The following is a 16,276-nucleotide window of genomic DNA, read 5'->3' on the forward strand; positions in this document are numbered from 1 at the left end:
GAACGCCGGTGGCCGACCGGTTGGACGTCATCGAAGCGGGACAGAGCAGGCGCCGCCGCAGGCTCGGCCTGGCGGTGCTGCTGGTGGCCGTGCTGGTGCCGGTGATCGGCCTGATCGCGAGCCGCCGGCCGCCGCCCACCGCGCCGCCGCCCGCCCCCGAGCCGATCAGGTCGCTGACCAGGATCGACAGCCCGCCCAACGTGCTGCGGGTCACGCCGGTGACGAAGGGCGGCGAGGCGGTCATCCATGTGGTGTTCCCGGACGGGCGGCGGGCGAGCGTGCGCTATCCGGCCGAGCTGGACCTGGCCGGCATGGGGGTGCGGCCGTTCCAAGGGCTGTGGGTCGACGGGATCTACCGGCAGGTGACGGCCCCGTACAGCGGGGAGATCGAGATCACCCAGGGCGGCGAGCCCATCCGCGAGTACGCCCCCAACGTCACCCTGTGGCCCCAGCAGGCGGGCAGCAGCGGGCGCGGGCAGGTGCTGCTGTTCGCCTTCGGCAAGTGGCGGCTCGCCCTGTACGACGTGGGGGACGGGCTGACGTTCGAGCAGCGGCTCGCCGTGGCCAGGCGGCTGCACGGCGAGGAGACCAAGGACGGCTACCTGGTGCTGTCGGGCGGCGGCCCGGTGCGGCTGGCCGAGCCGGGCGAGAAGGCCAGGGGCAATCCCGTCGGGCCGCAGCTCTGGTACGGCGGCGGCGGGCGGGCGATGGTCGCGCTCGTGCCCACGCCCCACTGCGGGAAGACGGATCCGGTGCCGTTCGTGATCAGCGGGCGCGGCCGGCCCGCGCGGGCCGTGTGCCGCGACGGCGTGCAGATCGCGGTGACCGGCCCGGAGGACTACCGCGAGCAGGCGCTGCGCGGGATCAGGGTGACCTTCAAGGACTAGCCGCGGCCGGTTCTGTAGGGTGCGGCCATGTTCGCCGTTACCGCCACACAGACCGACCCCGACAACCCGCTCGCCGGCCTGACGCTGGGGGAGCACCCTGAGCCGAAGACGCCGGACGGCTGGACGACCGTCTCGGTACGGGCGGCCGCGCTCAACCACCACGACCTCTGGACGCTCAAGGGCGTCGGCATCCGCCAGGACCGGCTGCCGATCGTGCTCGGCTGCGACGCCGCCGGCGTGGACGAGGACGGCAACGACGTCATCGTGCACGCCGTGATCGGCTCCGGCCCCGACGAGACGCTGGACCCGCGGCGCTCGCTGCTGTCGGAGGTGCACGACGGCACGTTCGCCGAGCGGGTGGCCGTCCCGCGCCGCAATCTGGTGCCCAAGCCGGCCGCGCTCAGCTTCGAGGAGGCCGCGTGCCTGCCGACGGCCTGGCTGACCGCCTACCGCATGCTGTTCGACAAGTCCGGGCTGCAGCCGGGATCGACGGTCCTGGTGCAGGGCGCGGGCGGCGGCGTGGCCACCGCGCTGATCGCGCTCGGCCGGGCGGGCGGATTCCGGGTCTGGGCGACCAGCCGTTCTGCGGACAAGCGCGAGCGGGCCCTGCGGCTGGGCGCCGACCAGGTCTTCGAGAGCGGCGCGCGGCTGCCCGAGCGGGTGGACGCGGTCATGGAGACCGTCGGCCAGGCCACCTGGGACCATTCGCTCAAGTCGCTCAAGCCGGGCGGGCGCATCGTGGTCAGCGGCGCCACCAGCGGGGCCGTGCCGCCGGCCGACCTCAACCGGGTGTTCTTCCTGCAGCTCTCGGTGGTCGGCTCGACGATGGGGACGCGCGAGCAGCTTCAGCGGCTGGCGGTGTTCCTGGAGCAGACGGGCGTGCGGCCGGAGATCGACCGGGCGCTGCCGCTGGCCGAGGCGCGTGACGGCTTCGCCGCCATGGCGGAGGGCGAGCTGTTCGGGAAGATCGTCTTCACCGCCTGATAAGTAACGGGTTACTTTTGGGCGTCCCGGTGATACAAAAGAAAGAGAGTTGTATCACCGGGAGGCCCGATCATGGACGTGGAGCCCTTCGGCCCGGGTTCGATGCACTGGGACACCGCGGGCGAATACCGCAACCTGCTGGTGGCCGGCAGCGCCCTGGTCCTGCAGACCATGCATCCGGCGGTGGGGGCGGCGGTCGCCGAGCACTCCACGTACAAGTCGGATCCGTGGGGGCGGCTCAACCGCACGCTGGAGTCCGTACAGACCTGGGTGTACGGCGGCGCGGCCGGCCCCGCGGAAGGACGGCGGCTCAGGGAGCTCCACCGCACGATCAGCGGCGTGGACGAGCGCGGCCGGCCCTACCACGCGCTGAACGCCGAGGCGTGGGCCTGGGTGCACCTGACGTTGTTCGAGCGGTTCGTCGCGCTCAACCGCCACTTCGGCACCCCGCTCACCGGCGCCGAGCAGCGCCGGCTCTACGTGGAGTCCCGGCAGCTCGGGCGCATGCTGCGGGTGCCGGAGCGGGAGCTGCCCCCGGACCTGGACGACTACTGGCGCTACTTCGACCGGATGGTGGCCGAGCGGCTGGAGCCGCATCCGACCGCGCTGGACGTGCTGTCGGCCATGCGGGGGACCCCCGCGCCTCCGGGGCTGCCCGCCCCGCTGCGCCGGCTGTGGACGCCGGTGGGAGCGGGCGCGGGCGAGTTCAGCCACTTCGTCACGGTCGGCACCCTGCCGCCCGCCGTGCGGGACAAGCTCGGCCTGCGCTGGACGGTCCGGGACGAACGGCGGCTGCGGCGCGTCGGGCAGGCGGTCGCGGCGCTGACGCCGCGGTTGCCGGAACGGCTGAGGTACATGCCGATCGCCTACCGCGCCCGCAGGGCCGTCCGCGCCGCCGCCTAGCCGGGCCGGGTCGGCGTTCTCGGCGTTCTCAGCGTTCTCAGCGTTCGAGGATGTCGCGGATCCGGCGGGAGGCGTCGTCCAGCGCCGTACGCAGGTCGTGCAGCTTCTCGCCGGTCAGCCGGGCGTCGGACGCCTCCCTGCGCGCCTGCGCCACGAAGTCGGCCAGCAGTTCGCCCAGCTCGGCGTCGAGATCGGCGCGGGACGGCGGCGCGCCGCCGAGCGTGCCCCAGATCTCGGTCCACATCCGGCGCCACTCCCTGGTCAGCCGCTCGCTCTCGCCCTGCCACTGGTGGGCGTGGTCCTGCCACTGCCGCCACTGCTCGTCCCGCAGCCGCTGGAACTCCTCCTTCTGCCGCCGGCCGAAGCCGACCGGGTCCTCGCGACCGCCGGTACGCACGTCCTTGGCCATCCGGGTCAGCTCGTCGCGCAGGGACTTGACCGTCTCGCGCACGTCCTCCTTGACCTCGCGGGCGATGTCGCGCACGGAGGCGGAGATCTCCTCCTCCAGGTCGTCGAGCTCGTCGAGGCGGGCGTTGAGCTCCTCGCGGCCCTTGTCGGTGATCGAGAAGACCTTCTTGCCGTCGGCCACCTCGTGGGTGACCAGGCCCTCCTCCTCCAGCCGGGCCAGACGGGGATAGATCGTGCCGGGGGAGGGCGAGTAGACGCCGAGGAAGCGGTCCTGGAGCAGCCGGATCACCTCGTAGCCGTGGCGCGGGCTCTCCTCCAGCAGCTTGAGCAGGTACAGCCGGAGCCGGCCGTGACCGAAGACAGGGCTCATCAAACACCTCCGAGGAGACCCCCGCCTACAGGCGAGGGAGAATTCGGACTCCTGCGGAGCAGGGCAGGAGCAGGCGGTACACCGTCAGGCGGACCGCCGTCTTTCGTGATCGGCCAGTGCGTGAGTGATCTCACACCTAGGATCGACAGGTGGCGCAGACCGTGAAGCGGGCCTACAAATACCGCTTCTACCCGACCCCCGAGCAGGCCGACGAGCTTTTCCGGACGTTCGGCTGCGTGCGCCTGGTCTACAACAAAGCGCTCGAAGAGCGGACCCGCGCCTACAAGCTGGAAGGCCGCGGCGTCTCCTACGCCGAGTCGTCCGCGACGCTGAGCGCGTGGAAGAAGACGCCCGAGCTGGCATTTCTGTGCGAGGTGTCGTCGGTGCCGTTGCAGCAGACGCTGCGGCATCTGCAGACGGCGTTCGCGAACTTCTTCGCCCGCCGGGCCAAATACCCGACGTTCAAGAGCAGGAAGCGGTCGCGGGCGTCGGCCGAGTACACCCGTTCGGCGTTCCGCTGGCGCGACGGCCGGCTCACCCTGGCCAAGATGGACACGCCGCTGGACATCGTGTGGTCGCGCCCGCTCCCGGAGGGGGCCGAGCCGTCCACGGTCACCGTGAGCAGGGACTCCGCCGGGCGATGGTTCGTGTCCATTCTGGTCGAGGAGAAGATCGCGCCGTTGCCGCCGGTCGAGCAGTCGACGGGCGTGGACGCAGGCCTGACCGCGCTGCTCACGCTGTCGTGCGGCGAGCAGATCGTCAACCCGCGTCATGAGCGGCGTGAGCGTCGCAGGCTGGTCAAGGCGCAGCGGGCGCTGGCCCGTAAGGAGGAGGGGTCGAAGAACCGGGCCAAGGCCCGGTTGAAGGTGGCACGGGTGCACGCCCGGATCGCCGACCGCAGGCGGGATTATCTGCACAAGGTCACCACACGGCTGGTTTCCGAGAATCAAGTGATCGCCGTGGAGGACCTGGCCGTCCGCAACATGGTCAAGAACCATGCGCTGGCCCGCGCCATCTCCGATGCCGGCTGGCGGGAACTGCGGCGCATGCTGGAGTACAAGACGGCCTGGTACGGCCGCACCCTGGCCGTGGTGGACCGCTGGTTCCCCTCCTCCAAGTTGTGCTCGGTCTGCGGGGCCCTGCGGAACGAAATGCCGTTGAGCGTCCGTGAGTGGACTTGTGTGTGTGGCGCGGTTCATGATCGGGAGGTGAACGCGGCCCGGAACATGTTGCTCGCCGCCGGGCTGGCGGAGAGCTGAAACGCCTGTGGAGCTGGTGTAAGACCTCAACGGGAGTCCTCCTCTCGGGCGGGCGGTCGGCGGTGAAGCAGGAAGGCCGACCGGCGACGGTCGGAATCCCCCTCGTTCACGAGGGGGAGGATGTCAATCCTTCTCCCCCTTGAGCAGTGCGACCTCGCCGGAGACCGTGGTCGCCGACACCGAGGCCATGCCGCCGCCGAGCCGCCCGGACATGGTCTTCATACCGGGCCCGCTCGAGTCGGACAGTTCGTCGAACGTGCTGACCAGCCGCCCGGAGGTGGAGCGGAGGGTGACGTCCGCGTCCACGTTGTCCGGCAGCCTGACCAGGATGTCACCGGAGACGCTGGTGAACGTCACATGTCCGGTGGGTCGCAGCGCCAGGTCGGCGGTGATGCGGCCGGAGACGGTGTTGGCCCTGAGCCGGCGCGGCGTGCCGTCGGCCACCGTCAGGTCGCCCGAGACGCTGTTGAACGACAGGTCGCCCTCCATCGCCCGGCTCTCGACCGGCCCGGAGACGGTGTTGGCGTTGACCTCGCCGCTCACCCCGTCGAGCACGATCTCCGCCGACACGCCCTTGACGCGCGTGGACCGCTCGAAGCCGGCCACGACGGCGGGCGCCGACACCACGCCCGCGCTCACCCGGCACGACTTGGGGACGGCGATGGACAGCACGGTCCTGCGCCGGTCGCGGCGCAGCCAGCCGAGCAGGCCGTCCCAGGTGAGGTCCTTGTAGGCGACGGTGAGCGAGCGCGTGTCCTCGTCGTAGGTCACGATGAGCGGCGAGGCCGAGTCGATCTCGGCCACCTCCAGCGTCGGCGGGCCCTCGCTGGCGAGCACCGCCAGCCTGCCTGCGACGATGCGCACGTCGAGCGATTCCACGGCGCCGAAGGTCAGCTGCTCCGGCGCTTCGACGGTCCACTGCTGCATGCTTCCGCCCTTCTGGCAACACCTCGTATAGGAACACGATATGTCGCGTTCGGCGGAAACTCAAGATGTATCGCGTTTTGCTCGGCCGGCGGCTACTCGTCGTCCTCGTCGTCCAGCCGGGCCAGCCACGTCGCCAGCCGCTCCACCGGGGTCTCGAACTCGGGGTTGAGGTCCACGAACTCGCGCAGCCGCTCACCCAGCCACAGCAGGCTGACCTCCTCCTCGCCCCGGCGCTCGACCAGCTCCTCGATCCCCCGGTCGGTGAAGTACATCGCTCTCCATCCCGTCATCCGTCCGCTCACTGCGGTCTCGCCCGAACTCTAGCCCCTGGCCAGCACGGATCCCGAAACGGCGGATGCCGGTGGCCCAGAAGGACCACCGGCATCCGCGGAAAAACCTGGATCAGGCGAAGACCTGGCGAAGGATCTCCTCCAGCTCCGTGTCGTGCGCGTTGTGCGAGCCCGAGGCTGGCGAGCTGTTGGGCGTGCGCGAGACCCGCCGCACCGGCCGGCCGCCCAGCGCCTGCGGGTCCTCGGCCAGCTTGAGCGTGAGGTAGGGCCACGGACCCATGTTGACCGGCTCGTCCTGCGCCCAGACCAGCTCGACCTGACCGTAGCGGCCCAGCTCGGCCGCCAGCTCCTCACCCGGGAACGGGTAGAGGCGCTCCAGCCGGACCAGCGCCACATCGTCGCGGCCCAGCTTGCCGCGCTCGGCCAGCAGCTCGTAGTAGAGCTTGCCGGAGCACATCACCACGCGGGTGACCTTCGCCGGGTCCACCCCCGTGTCGCCGAGCACCGGCTGGAAGGTGCCCGAGGTGAAGTCGGACGCCTTGGACGTGGCCGCCTTGTGGCGCAGCAGCCACTTCGGCGTGAAGACCACCAGCGGCTTGTGCCGCTGCGACTCCACCTGCCAGCGCAGCAGGTGGAAGTAGTTGGCCGGGGTGGTCGGCTGCACGACGGTCATGTTGTCCAGCGCGCAGACCTGCAGGAACCGCTCGATGCGGGCCGAGGAGTGGTCGGGACCCTGGCCCTCGTAGCCGTGCGGCAGCAGCAGCGTGACCGAGGACTTCTGGCCCCACTTCTGCTCACCGGACGAGATGAACTCGTCGATGATCGTCTGGGCGCCGTTGACGAAGTCGCCGAACTGCGCCTCCCAGCACACCAGGGCGTCGGGGCGTACGACGCTGTAGCCGTACTCGAAGCCGAGCGCCGCGAACTCGCTGAGCAGCGAGTCGTAGACGTAGAACTTCGTGGTGCCCTGGTTGAAGCTCTTGAGCGGCGTGTGGTCGGCGCCGGTCATCCGGTCGACCAGCACCGCGTGCCGCTGCGTGAACGTGCCGCGCCGGGAGTCCTGGCCGACCAGGCGGACCGGGTGGCCGTCGAGCAGCAGCGAGCCGAAGGCCAGCGTCTCGCCCATCGCCCAGTCGATCGCGTCCTGCTCGACCATCTGGCCGCGGCGCTGCAGCACCGGCGCCAGGCGCGGGTGCGGCGTGAAGCCGTCGGGCAGGTTGAGCTGGGTGTCGACGATGCGTTTGAGCGTCTCGTGGGTGATTGCCGTCGGGGTGTCGTCGTGCGACCACTTGACGACCTCGGTCGGCGGCACCCGCATCGCGGCCGCCTCCTGCGGCTTCTTCGCCGCCTCGCGGACCTCGGTGAACGCCTGCTCCAGCTTGGCCTGGTAGTCGCGCAGCGCCGACTCGGCCTCTTCGACCGTGATGTCGCCGCGGCCGATCAGGGCCTCGGTGTAGAGCTTGCGGGTCGAGCGCTTGGCGTCGATGAGGTCGTACATCAGCGGCTGGGTGAACGCCGGGTTGTCGCCCTCGTTGTGACCGCGGCGGCGGTAGCAGATGAGGTCGATGACGACGTCCTTGCGGAACGCCCGCCGGTATTCGTAGGCGAGCTGTCCGACGCGGACCACGGCCTCGGGGTCGTCGCCGTTGACGTGGAAGATCGGGGCCTGGATCATCCGCGCCACGTCGGTCGCGTAGACCGACGAGCGGGACGAGGCCGGCGAGGTCGTGAAGCCGACCTGGTTGTTGACCACCACGTGCACGGTGCCGCCGGTGCGGTAGCCGCGCAGCTGCGACAGGTTGAGCGTCTCGGCCACGACGCCCTGGCCGGCGAAGGCCGCGTCGCCGTGGACGAGCACGGGCAGGACGCTGAAGCCCTCCTCGCCGCGCTCGATGAGGTCCTGCTTGGCGCGTACGACGCCCTCCAGGACCGGGTTGACGGCCTCCAGGTGGGAGGGGTTGGCCACCACGGACGCGGTGATGGTCTTGCCGCTCGGCGCGGTGAACGTGCCGGTGGCGCCCAGGTGGTATTTCACGTCGCCCGACCCGTGCGCGGTGCGCGGGTCGATGTTGCCCTCGAACTCGCCGAAGATCTGGGCGTAGGACTTGCCCACGATGTTGGCCAGCACGTTGAGCCGGCCGCGGTGGGCCATGCCGATGACGACCTCGTCGAGGTCCTCGTCGGCGGCGTCGCTGAGCACCGAGTCGAGCAGCGGGATCAGGGACTCGCCGCCCTCCAGCGAGAAGCGCTTCTGGCCGACGAACTTCGTCTGCAGGAACGTCTCGAACGCCTCGGCGGTGTTGAGCCGCGACAGGATGTTGAGCTGCTCGTCGCGCTCGGGCGACTTGTGCGGCTTCTCCACCCGCGCCTGGATCCAGGCCCGCTCCTCGGGGTTCTGGATGTGCATGTACTCGATGCCGACGGTGCGGCAGTAGGAGTCACGCAGCACGCCGAGGATGTCGCGCAGCTTCATCAGCGGCTTGCCGCCGAAGCCGCCGGTGGCGAACTCCCGCTCCAGGTCCCACAGCGTCAGGCCGTGCGACTGGATGTCGAGGTCGGGGTGCTTGCGCTGCTTGTACTCGAGCGGGTCGGTCTCGGCCATGAGGTGGCCGCGCACGCGGTAGGCGTGGATCAGCTCGATCACCCGGGCGGACTTGGCCACGTCGTCGTCATGGGTGGCCGAGATGTCCTGGACCCAGCGCACCGGCTCGTACGGGATGCGCAGCGCCTCGAAGATCTCGTCGTAGAAGCCGTCCTCGCCGAGCAGCAGCCGGTGGATCTGGCGCAGGAAGTCGCCCGACTGGGCGCCCTGGATGATCCGGTGGTCGTAGGTGCTGGTCAGCGTCATGACCTTGGAGACGGCCAGGCGCGACAGGGTCTCGGGGGAGGCGCCCTGGTATTCGGCCGGGTATTCCATCGCGCCCACGCCGATGATGGTGCCCTGGCCGGGCATCAGGCGCGGGACGGAGTGGACCGTGCCGATCGTGCCGGGGTTGGTCAGCGAGATCGTGGTGCCGGCGAAGTCGTCGACGCCGAGCTTGCCGGCGCGCGCCTTGCGTACGACGTCCTCGTAGGCCATCCAGAACTGCCGGAAGTCCATCTCCTCCGCGCCCTTGATGGAGGGCACGAGGAGCTGGCGCTCGCCGTTGCTCTTCTGGACGTCGATCGCCAGGCCGAAGCCGACGTGCTCCGGCTTGACCAGCGTCGGCTTGCCGTCGACCTCCGTGAAGGAGTAGTTCATCTCCGGCATGGCCCGCAGCGCCTTGACGATCGCGAAACCGATCAGGTGCGTGAAGGAGACCTTGCCGCCGCGGCCCCGCTTGAGGTGATTGTTGATCACGATGCGGTTGTCGATGAGCAGCTTCGCCGGGATGGCGCGCACGCTGGTCGCCGTCGGGACCGACAGCGACAGGTCCATGTTGGCCGCGGTGCGGGCCGCGGCGCCGCGCAGCCTGACCTCCTCGGCGTCCTTGGGCACGGGGGTGGCCGGCTGCTTCGGCTTCTCCGCCGCGGCTGGAGCCGCGGCCGGAGCCGTCACCGTCTTTTTGGCAGGTGCGGGGGCGGGCGCGGTCGTAGTGCCGTTCGCCGCCTCCCTGACCGGGGTTCGGCCCGGCCCGTAATCAGGGTTGTAGTCAGCGAAGAAGTTCCACCAGGCCTTGTCTACCGACTCGGGGTCCTGGAGGTACTTCTGGTACAGCTCGTCGACAAGCCACTCGTTCTGACCGAAGCTTGCCAGCGGGTTTGTCCGCGACGACTCAGACGACACGGCGGAAATCGCCCTCTTCCGCAGATCGGCGTTGATGATAGAGAACCTGTCCAAGGCTACTCGCCCGGACTGGCAGCACGTGCCGAAGAGCGCGTGCCACCCCGAACGATCCTCTCAGGACCGCGCAAAGAGGTCACGCCCCCCCTTGCCAATCCGGGTGGCACTGGGGATTGTTACTGTTTGATATCAACACCGGGGCGGGAGGTTTAGTTCCGCGAGGACAACAGTCTGGTGGCGATCCGGACACCCGGCGACAGCTCCGCCAGCAGATCGGCCAGCTCCTCGCCGGCCTCCTTCAGCTCCTCCAGCGTCATCGGCTCCAGCCGCTCCAGCAGGAAGATGGCGTTGACCGTCTCCTCGGTGAGCCGGGTGCGGGCCACCTGGCGCCAGTTCCACCTGCGGCAGGTGACGCCGAGGTCGTCGCGCCAGATCACCTCGCCCGGCTCCGGCGTGCCGAGCGCCTCCTCCGAGGGCTCGTCGCCGGCCGCGCGCACCAGCCGCGCCGGGCCGGAGTAGCGGTCGAGGTCCTCGCCGCCGATCGGCAGCGCGTGCTTGACGCTGATCGCGTTGTAGGCGTCGACCGCCCGGTTGATCTCCGGGAGCGGCATGCGCCGGGTGAGCGCGTCGACCGAGGGCCGGGTGCGCTGAGGCTTGGCGCCGAACGCGCGGTAGGCGTCCTTCCAGGCGTCGATCTTCGCGGGCTGCGCCTCCGCCTCGGCCGCCGCCGCCAGCCAGGCGCGGGAGCGGTCGTCCGTGGGGCCGTTGGTCAGCCCGTGCGCGGTCATGACCAGCACGGCGAAGTCGGGCCGGAGCTCGTGGACGGCGTCGTCCACCCAGATGTCGTCGAGCACGCTCCCAAGTCTACGAGCGACACAAATCGCAAAATTCACTTTGCAAAATTGTCTTTGCGGTCTACGGTGGGGGTATGGAGGAGCAGTACAGGATCAGTGACCCCCGGGTGCTCAAGGCCGTCGCCCACCCGCTGCGCGTACGCCTGCTCGGCCTGCTGCGCAGCGACGGCCCGGCCACCGCCAGCGAGCTGGCCCGCAAGGTGGGCGAGAGCTCCGGCTCGACCAGCTACCACCTGCGCGAGCTGTTCAAGTTCGGCTTCGTCGAGGAGGACGACGAGCGGCGCGACGGCCGCGAGCGGCGCTGGCGCTCCCGCCACCACTACACCTCGTGGGACGCGGCCGAGATGAGCGCGACGCCCGAGGGCCGCGAGGCGGTCCGGATCATGCACCTGCGCCAGGCCGAGACGGTCGGCCGGATGCTGGGCGAGTTCGACCTCGCGGACTGGCCGCCCGCGTGGATGGACGTCTCCGGCATGAGCGACCACATCCTCACGCTGCCCCCCGCCGCGCTCCGCGAGTTCGCCGACCGCGCCGACGCGCTGCTGCGCGAGCTCGCCGACCGCCACGCCGGCGACCCCGACGCCAGGCAGGTGCACGTCTGGTACGGCGGCGTCCCCCGTAGTCCCGGACAGGAGGAGTCTTGACCGCCCGCTCGGCCTTACACCGTTACCTGCTCGTCTGCTTCCTGACCTGGCTGCCGCTCGGCCTGATGATGTCCTCCCAGGTCCTGCTCATGACCGAGCGGGGGCTCGGGCTGCCCGAGATCGGCCTGACGGTGACGGTGTTCTCCGTCGTCACCGCGAGCCTGGAGCTGCCCACCGGAGGGCTCGCCGACGTCGTCGGGCGGCGCGGGGTGCTGGCCGTCTCGGCCGCGTTCCTCACGGCGGGCCTCGCGCTGATGAGCGTGGCCACGACGCTGTGGGCGTTCCTGGCCGTCGGCGTGCTCAAGGGCGTGGCGCGGGCGCTGTCCAGCGGCCCGTCCACCTCCTGGTACGTCGACACCCTGCACCGGATCGAGGGCCGCGACGCCGACCTCAAGCCGGGCCTGGCCAGGGGAAGCGCCATGGAGTCCGCGGCCCTCTGCGCCGGCGTGCTGGCCGGCGGCGTCCTGCCGACAGTGGTGCCGCCGGGGCTGATGTTCCCGCTGGCGGCGCCGAGCCTGGTGGCCGCGGTGGCGGCGGCGCTGCTGCTCGCCGTGGTCCTCGTGGCGCTGCCCGAGCCGCCCCGCGACCGGATCTCGCCGGGCGGCGTGCTGCGCGGGGTGCCCGCCACGATCGCCGGCGGGCTGCGGCTGGCGGCCAGGGGCGCGCTGCTGCGCCGGCTCATGCTGGCCGCCGTGTGCTCCGGCGTCATGCTGACCGCCATCGAGCTGCTGACGCCCGGCCGGCTGGCCGAGCTGGCCGGCTCGGCGGAGGAGGGGAGCTTCGCCTACGCCGTCGTCGCCGCGCTCGGCTTCGCGGGCAGCGCGGTGGGCAGCGCGCTCGCACCCCGTGCGGCCCGCCTGGCGGGCAGCTCGGCGAGGGGCGCGATCGCGGGCGCGGTGGTGTGCGGGCTCTCGGTCGCCACCCTGGCCGCCACGTCGGACCTCGGCGGGGCCGCCGGCCTGGTGAGCGCCGCGGCGGCCTACGTCGTGCTGTTCGCCGGGCTCTCGGTGACCGCCGTGCTGTCGATGGAGTTGACGCACAACGCGGTCACCGCGGCCGAGCGCACCACCCTGACCTCGATCTCCTCGCTGTCCCTGCAGTCCGGCGGGGTCGCGGCCAACCTCACGCTCGGCGCGCTGGCCGCCCAGGCGGGCCTCGCCGCCGCCTGGACCGTGGCCGCCGCGGTCATCCTGGTCTCGGCGCTGCTGTTCGTCCGGCTGCCGGTGCTCACACGCTCCAGTCCAGCTCCGGCCCCACCGGTACGATCCGGCTCGGATTGATCCCGGCCGGCTTCAGGACGGTGTAGCGGCCGGTGTAGCCGGGGTCGGTGGCGTGGTAGAGCTCCGACAGGTATTCGGGGTCCCCGCCGGGGACGCGCCAGCCCTTCTCGTCCCTGATCGGATCGACGATCGTGACGTCCAGCAGGTCCTCCAGGCCCAGCAGCCGCCTGACGATCAGCACCCGGTGCGCCCACGGGCAGGCGTAGGAGGCGTAGAGGCGGTAGCGGCCTGGCTCCGGCGGGCCGAGGCGGTCGGTGAAGTGGTTGGGCTGCCGGACGAAGCGGCCATCGCCCGAGATCTCGCGGCTCGGCTTCATGGTCCCAGTAGAACATGATTCGGATCCAGAACCTCGTTCGGGCAGAATCGGGGCTATGGCGAAATTCGTGGTGACCCCTGCCAGCCGGGCGCAGCGGGAGGCGTGGACGGGCGGGGCGATCCCCGACGTGGAGCGGGTGCGGCCGGGGCTGTGGTCCATCCCCGTGCCGATCCCCGTCAACCCCCTGCGGTACGTCCTGGTCTACGCCCTGGAGCTGCCGGACGGCGTCGCGATCGTGGACGCGGGCTGGGACACCGACGAGGCGTACGACGCCCTCTGCGCCGGCCTGCGCGTGGCCGGATACGCGATCACCGACGTCAAGGGCGTGCTCGTCACCCACATCCACCCCGACCACTACGGCCTGGCCGGCCGGGTCCGCGAGGCGTCCGGGGCGTGGATCGCCCTGCACCCCGCCGACGCCGGCCTGCTGCGCGAGCGCTACGACGACGAGGCCATCGACGGCCTCGTCCGCCGTGAGCGGGCGCTGCTGGAACGCTGCGGCGTCCCCGCGACGACGCTGGACGAGCTGGCCGGCGCGTCGATGATGATCCGTCACATGGTCTCCATGGCCCGCCCCGACCGGCTCGTCGAGGACGGCGACGACCTGGGCCTGCCCGGCTGGGACCTGCGCGCGATCTGGACGCCCGGCCACTCGCCGGGCCACCTGTGCTTCGTCTCGCCCGAGCGGCGGGTGCTGTTCTCCGGCGACCACGTGCTGGCCAAAATCACCCCGATGGTGGCCGTGCACCCGCAGTCGCCGCCCAACCCGCTCGCCGACTACCTCGACTCCCTGGCCGCCGTGGGCGGGCTGGAGGTGGACGAGGTGCTGCCCGCCCACGAGTACCGCTTCCTGGAGCTGGCCGAGCGGGTGGACAGCGTGCTCGCCCACCACGAGGAGCGGCTGGCCGAGATCGAGCGGGTGGTGGCCGGGCACGACGGCGTCACCTGCTGGGACACCGCGACGCGGCTCACCTGGTCGCGGCCCTGGGAGACGATCCCGCCGTTCATGCGGCGCTCGGCCAACAACGAGACGCTGGCGCACCTGGTGTGGCTGGAGGCCAAGGGACGGGTGCGGCGCTCGCCGGGCGAGCCCGACCTCTGGCATCCGCAGTGACCGGTGGCGGCGGGCTCCTGGCGGGTTATGGTACTCGTACTAGAACGTTGTTCTCCTGCCATGGAGGTTCCATGCTTCGGTTCGATGACAGGGTCGCGATCGTCACAGGGGCCGGGCACGGCCTCGGCAGGTCGCACGCGCTCCTGCTGGCCGAGCGAGGCGCCAAGGTCGTCGTCAACGACCTCGGGGGCGCGCTCGACGGCACGGGGGCCTCCGCGGGCCCCGCCGCGGAGGTGGCCGAGCTCATCAACAAGAACGGCGGCCAGGCCATCGCCAACGCCGGCAACGTCGCCACCCCGGAGGGGGCGCGGGACATCGTGAACGCGGCCGTGGACGCGTTCGGCAAGGTCGACATCGTCATCAACAACGCGGGCATCCTGCGGGACAAGTCGTTCGGCAAGATGACGGTCGAGGAGTTCGACGCGGTCATGGCCGTGCACGTACGCGGCTCGTTCCTGGTCAGCCTCGCCGCCTACCCGATCATGAAGGCCGCCGGCTACGGCCGCGTGGTCAACACCTCCAGCCCGGCCGGCCTGTTCGGCAACTTCGGCCAGGCCAACTACTCCACGGCCAAGATGGGCCTGGTCGGGCTCACCAAGACGCTCGGCATCGAGGGCGCGCGCAGCGGCATCAGGGCCAACGCCATCGCCCCGGTCGCCTGGACCCGGATGACCGAGGCGCTGCTGCCGGCCGAGTTCGAGGCCAAGTTCACGCCGGAGCGGGTGAGCGCGCTGGTGGCGTACCTGACGCACGACTCGTGCGAGGTCAGCGGCGAGGTGTTCACGGTCGGCGCGGGGCGGGTGGCGCGGGTGTTCGTGGCCGAGGGGCCGGGCTGGAAGACCGACGACATCTCGCCGGAGGCGATCGCGGACAACTGGGAGTCGATCATGGCTGAGCAGCCGTACGTGCTGTCGGCGGGCGACTCGATGAAGGCCATGCTCTAGGGGCGTACGACGACTGCCGGAAAGCCGGTCCCCGCACGGGGGCCGGCTTTCTGCTTGTACGGCAACAACATCCACTTTGTTCGGTCATCGACGGAAGTCAGGCGAGTTCGGTCGATTCTCACTATTGATTTGCCGCATCGGTGACCTTATTGTCGGCGGCATGACCCCCCAGCCGGGCTCCGCCGGCGACGTGCTGACGCTCATCAGCGCCGGCTCGGCGACGACCCGTTCCGACCTCGCGAGGCTCACCGGCCTCGCCCGGTCCACGATCTCCCAGCGTGTGGACGCGCTCATCGAGCGCGGCCTGGTCGAGGAGAGCGAGAGCGGCGAGTCCACGGGTGGCCGGCCGCCGCGCCAGCTCCGCCTGCACACCGAGGACCACGCCTTCGCCGGCGTCGACCTCGGGGCCACGCACTGCCGGGTCGCGCTCATGGACATCTCCGGACAGGTGCTCGCCGAGTGCGAGGACCCGCTGCTCATCGGCGAGGGCCCGGAGCACGTGCTCGCCCACGTCGACCAGCGGCTCGACCGGCTGCTCGGCGAGGCGGGCCGGACCCGGCCCATGCTCCGCGCGATCGGCATCGGCGTGCCGGGGCCGGTCGAGTTCGCCACCGGGCGGCCGAACAACCCGCCGATCATGCCGGGCTGGAACGACTACCCCGTCCCCGAGTACTTCGGCGGCGTCAGCGTCCTCGTCGACAACGACGTCAACGTGATGGCGCTCGGCGAGCACCGCCACTCCTTCCCGGAGACCCGGCACCTGCTGTTCGTCAAGGTCGGCACCGGCATCGGCTGCGGCATCGTGGCCGACGGCAAGCTGCACCGCGGCGCCCAGGGCTCGGCCGGCGACATCGGCCACATCCGGGTGAGCGGCCACGAAGACGCCGGCTGCCGCTGCGGCAACAGCGCCTGCCTGGAGGCCGTGGCCGGCGGCGCCGCCATCGCCCGCAGGCTCGCCGAGCTGGGCCTGCCGGCCGAGCGCGGCGCCGACGTGGTGGCGCTCGTCCAGGCCGGCGACACGCAGGCGCTGCGCCTGGTCAGGGAGGCAGGCCGGCACATCGGCGAGGTGCTCGCCGGCCTGGTCAACTTCTTCAACCCCGAGGTCATCGTCATCGGCGGCGCGCTGTCGCGGGTGCACGAGCATCTGCTGGCCGGCATCAGGGAGACGGTCTACCGCCGCTCGCTGCCGCTCGCCACGCACCACCTGTCCATCACGCCGAGCCGCACCGGGATCGACGCGGCCGCGCTCGGAGCGGGCCTGCTCGCCATCGAGCACTACCTCTCACCCGAGAACATCAACCGCATCGTCAGCGCCTGACCACCGGGCCGACAG

The 16,276-nt window shown here is 71.1% G+C and carries 14 protein-coding genes and 1 pseudogene; 9 read left to right on the top strand and 6 right to left on the bottom strand.

Features of this window, described 5'->3' with window-relative positions:
- Positions 1-8 precede the first annotated feature (8 nt).
- The 3 genes from SMD20_RS37290 (at position 9) to SMD20_RS37300 (ending at position 2,774) form a co-directional block, all read left to right on the top strand.
- A complete protein-coding gene (locus SMD20_RS37290; protein WP_329590285.1) occupies positions 9-887 on the top strand; it encodes a hypothetical protein in 879 nt (292 codons plus the stop codon).
- A 27-nt stretch (positions 888-914) separates the two neighbouring features.
- Positions 915-1,871, top strand: coding sequence for a zinc-binding dehydrogenase (locus SMD20_RS37295; RefSeq protein ID WP_329590286.1), 957 nt, complete (start codon positions 915-917; stop codon positions 1,869-1,871).
- Between the two features lie 72 nt (positions 1,872-1,943).
- Positions 1,944-2,774, top strand: coding sequence for an oxygenase MpaB family protein (locus tag SMD20_RS37300; RefSeq protein ID WP_329590288.1), 831 nt, complete (start codon positions 1,944-1,946; stop codon positions 2,772-2,774).
- 37 nt (positions 2,775-2,811) lie between these two features.
- Here the strand turns inward: SMD20_RS37300 and SMD20_RS37305 are convergent, their stop codons facing one another.
- Positions 2,812-3,552, bottom strand: a complete 741-nt coding sequence (locus SMD20_RS37305) for a PadR family transcriptional regulator (protein WP_329590290.1) — start codon at positions 3,550-3,552, stop codon at positions 2,812-2,814.
- Positions 3,553-3,701: 149 nt separating this feature from the next.
- On the opposite strand from SMD20_RS37305, the pseudogene SMD20_RS37310 reads away from it, so the two are divergent.
- Positions 3,702-4,954, top strand: a pseudogene (locus tag SMD20_RS37310) (RNA-guided endonuclease InsQ/TnpB family protein).
- On the opposite strand, the gene SMD20_RS37315 reads toward SMD20_RS37310, so the two are convergent.
- The 4 genes from SMD20_RS37315 to SMD20_RS37330 all read right to left on the bottom strand — a co-directional run bounded on the left by SMD20_RS37315 (position 4,935) and on the right by SMD20_RS37330 (position 10,645).
- On the bottom strand, positions 4,935-5,738 hold the full coding sequence (locus SMD20_RS37315; protein WP_329590292.1) for a DUF4097 family beta strand repeat-containing protein: 804 nt from the start codon (positions 5,736-5,738) through the stop codon (positions 4,935-4,937). The pseudogene SMD20_RS37310 and the gene SMD20_RS37315 sit on opposite strands and share 20 nt — an antisense overlap.
- A 92-nt stretch (positions 5,739-5,830) precedes the next feature.
- Complete coding sequence (locus SMD20_RS37320) at positions 5,831-6,010, bottom strand: DUF6104 family protein (RefSeq protein WP_020544136.1); 180 nt, start codon at positions 6,008-6,010, stop codon at positions 5,831-5,833.
- A 130-nt stretch (positions 6,011-6,140) separates the two neighbouring features.
- Complete coding sequence (locus SMD20_RS37325) at positions 6,141-9,794, bottom strand: multifunctional oxoglutarate decarboxylase/oxoglutarate dehydrogenase thiamine pyrophosphate-binding subunit/dihydrolipoyllysine-residue succinyltransferase subunit (RefSeq protein ID WP_329590293.1); 3,654 nt, start codon at positions 9,792-9,794, stop codon at positions 6,141-6,143.
- A 206-nt stretch (positions 9,795-10,000) separates the two neighbouring features.
- Positions 10,001-10,645, bottom strand: coding sequence for a B3/B4 domain-containing protein (locus tag SMD20_RS37330; protein ID WP_329590295.1), 645 nt, complete (start codon positions 10,643-10,645; stop codon positions 10,001-10,003).
- Between the two features lie 74 nt (positions 10,646-10,719).
- Here SMD20_RS37330 and SMD20_RS37335 point away from each other — a divergent pair, with 74 nt between their 5' ends.
- Together SMD20_RS37335 and SMD20_RS37340 are read left to right on the top strand one after the other, a co-directional pair.
- Positions 10,720-11,289, top strand: coding sequence for a winged helix-turn-helix domain-containing protein (locus tag SMD20_RS37335; RefSeq protein WP_329590297.1), 570 nt, complete (start codon positions 10,720-10,722; stop codon positions 11,287-11,289).
- The gene (locus SMD20_RS37340; protein WP_329590298.1) at positions 11,286-12,569 is read left to right on the top strand and encodes an MFS transporter; all 1,284 of its coding nucleotides are present in this window, start codon (positions 11,286-11,288) and stop codon (positions 12,567-12,569) included. Before SMD20_RS37335 ends, SMD20_RS37340 begins: the two co-directional genes overlap by 4 nt.
- On the opposite strand, the gene SMD20_RS37345 is transcribed toward SMD20_RS37340, so the two are convergent.
- Positions 12,517-12,885 (bottom strand): hypothetical protein, encoded by a 369-nt coding sequence (locus SMD20_RS37345; RefSeq protein ID WP_329590300.1) that lies wholly within the window; start codon positions 12,883-12,885, stop codon positions 12,517-12,519. The two genes, SMD20_RS37340 and SMD20_RS37345, sit on opposite strands and share 53 nt — an antisense overlap.
- 55 nt (positions 12,886-12,940) lie before the next feature.
- Here SMD20_RS37345 and SMD20_RS37350 point away from each other — a divergent pair, with 55 nt between their 5' ends.
- The 3 genes from SMD20_RS37350 (at position 12,941) to SMD20_RS37360 (ending at position 16,261) form a co-directional block, all read left to right on the top strand.
- Positions 12,941-13,999, top strand: coding sequence for an MBL fold metallo-hydrolase (locus SMD20_RS37350; protein WP_329590302.1), 1,059 nt, complete (start codon positions 12,941-12,943; stop codon positions 13,997-13,999).
- A gap of 71 nt (positions 14,000-14,070) precedes the next feature.
- Entirely contained in the window at positions 14,071-14,943 is an 873-nt protein-coding gene (locus SMD20_RS37355; RefSeq protein ID WP_329590304.1) for an SDR family NAD(P)-dependent oxidoreductase, read from the top strand.
- Positions 14,944-15,103: 160 nt separating this feature from the next.
- The gene (locus SMD20_RS37360) at positions 15,104-16,261 is read left to right on the top strand and encodes an ROK family transcriptional regulator (protein ID WP_329590306.1); all 1,158 of its coding nucleotides are present in this window, start codon (positions 15,104-15,106) and stop codon (positions 16,259-16,261) included.
- Positions 16,262-16,276: the final 15 nt, after the last annotated feature.

This window comes from Nonomuraea sp. LP-02, assembly GCF_036289125.1.
Taxonomy (GTDB): Bacteria; Actinomycetota; Actinomycetes; order Streptosporangiales; family Streptosporangiaceae; genus Nonomuraea; species Nonomuraea bangladeshensis.

Coding starts and splice junctions, on each gene's coding strand:
- SMD20_RS37295 (WP_329590286.1), top strand. CDS start 915: ATGTTCGCCGTTACCGCCACACAGACCGACCCCGACAACCCGCTCGCC.
- SMD20_RS37300 (WP_329590288.1), top strand. CDS start 1,944: ATGGACGTGGAGCCCTTCGGCCCGGGTTCGATGCACTGGGACACCGCG.
- SMD20_RS37305 (WP_329590290.1), bottom strand. CDS start 3,552: ATGAGCCCTGTCTTCGGTCACGGCCGGCTCCGGCTGTACCTGCTCAAG.
- SMD20_RS37315 (WP_329590292.1), bottom strand. CDS start 5,738: ATGCAGCAGTGGACCGTCGAAGCGCCGGAGCAGCTGACCTTCGGCGCC.
- SMD20_RS37320 (WP_020544136.1), bottom strand. CDS start 6,010: ATGTACTTCACCGACCGGGGGATCGAGGAGCTGGTCGAGCGCCGGGGC.
- SMD20_RS37335 (WP_329590297.1), top strand. CDS start 10,720: ATGGAGGAGCAGTACAGGATCAGTGACCCCCGGGTGCTCAAGGCCGTC.
- SMD20_RS37345 (WP_329590300.1), bottom strand. CDS start 12,885: ATGAAGCCGAGCCGCGAGATCTCGGGCGATGGCCGCTTCGTCCGGCAG.
- SMD20_RS37350 (WP_329590302.1), top strand. CDS start 12,941: ATGGCGAAATTCGTGGTGACCCCTGCCAGCCGGGCGCAGCGGGAGGCG.
- SMD20_RS37355 (WP_329590304.1), top strand. CDS start 14,071: ATGCTTCGGTTCGATGACAGGGTCGCGATCGTCACAGGGGCCGGGCAC.
- SMD20_RS37360 (WP_329590306.1), top strand. CDS start 15,104: ATGACCCCCCAGCCGGGCTCCGCCGGCGACGTGCTGACGCTCATCAGC.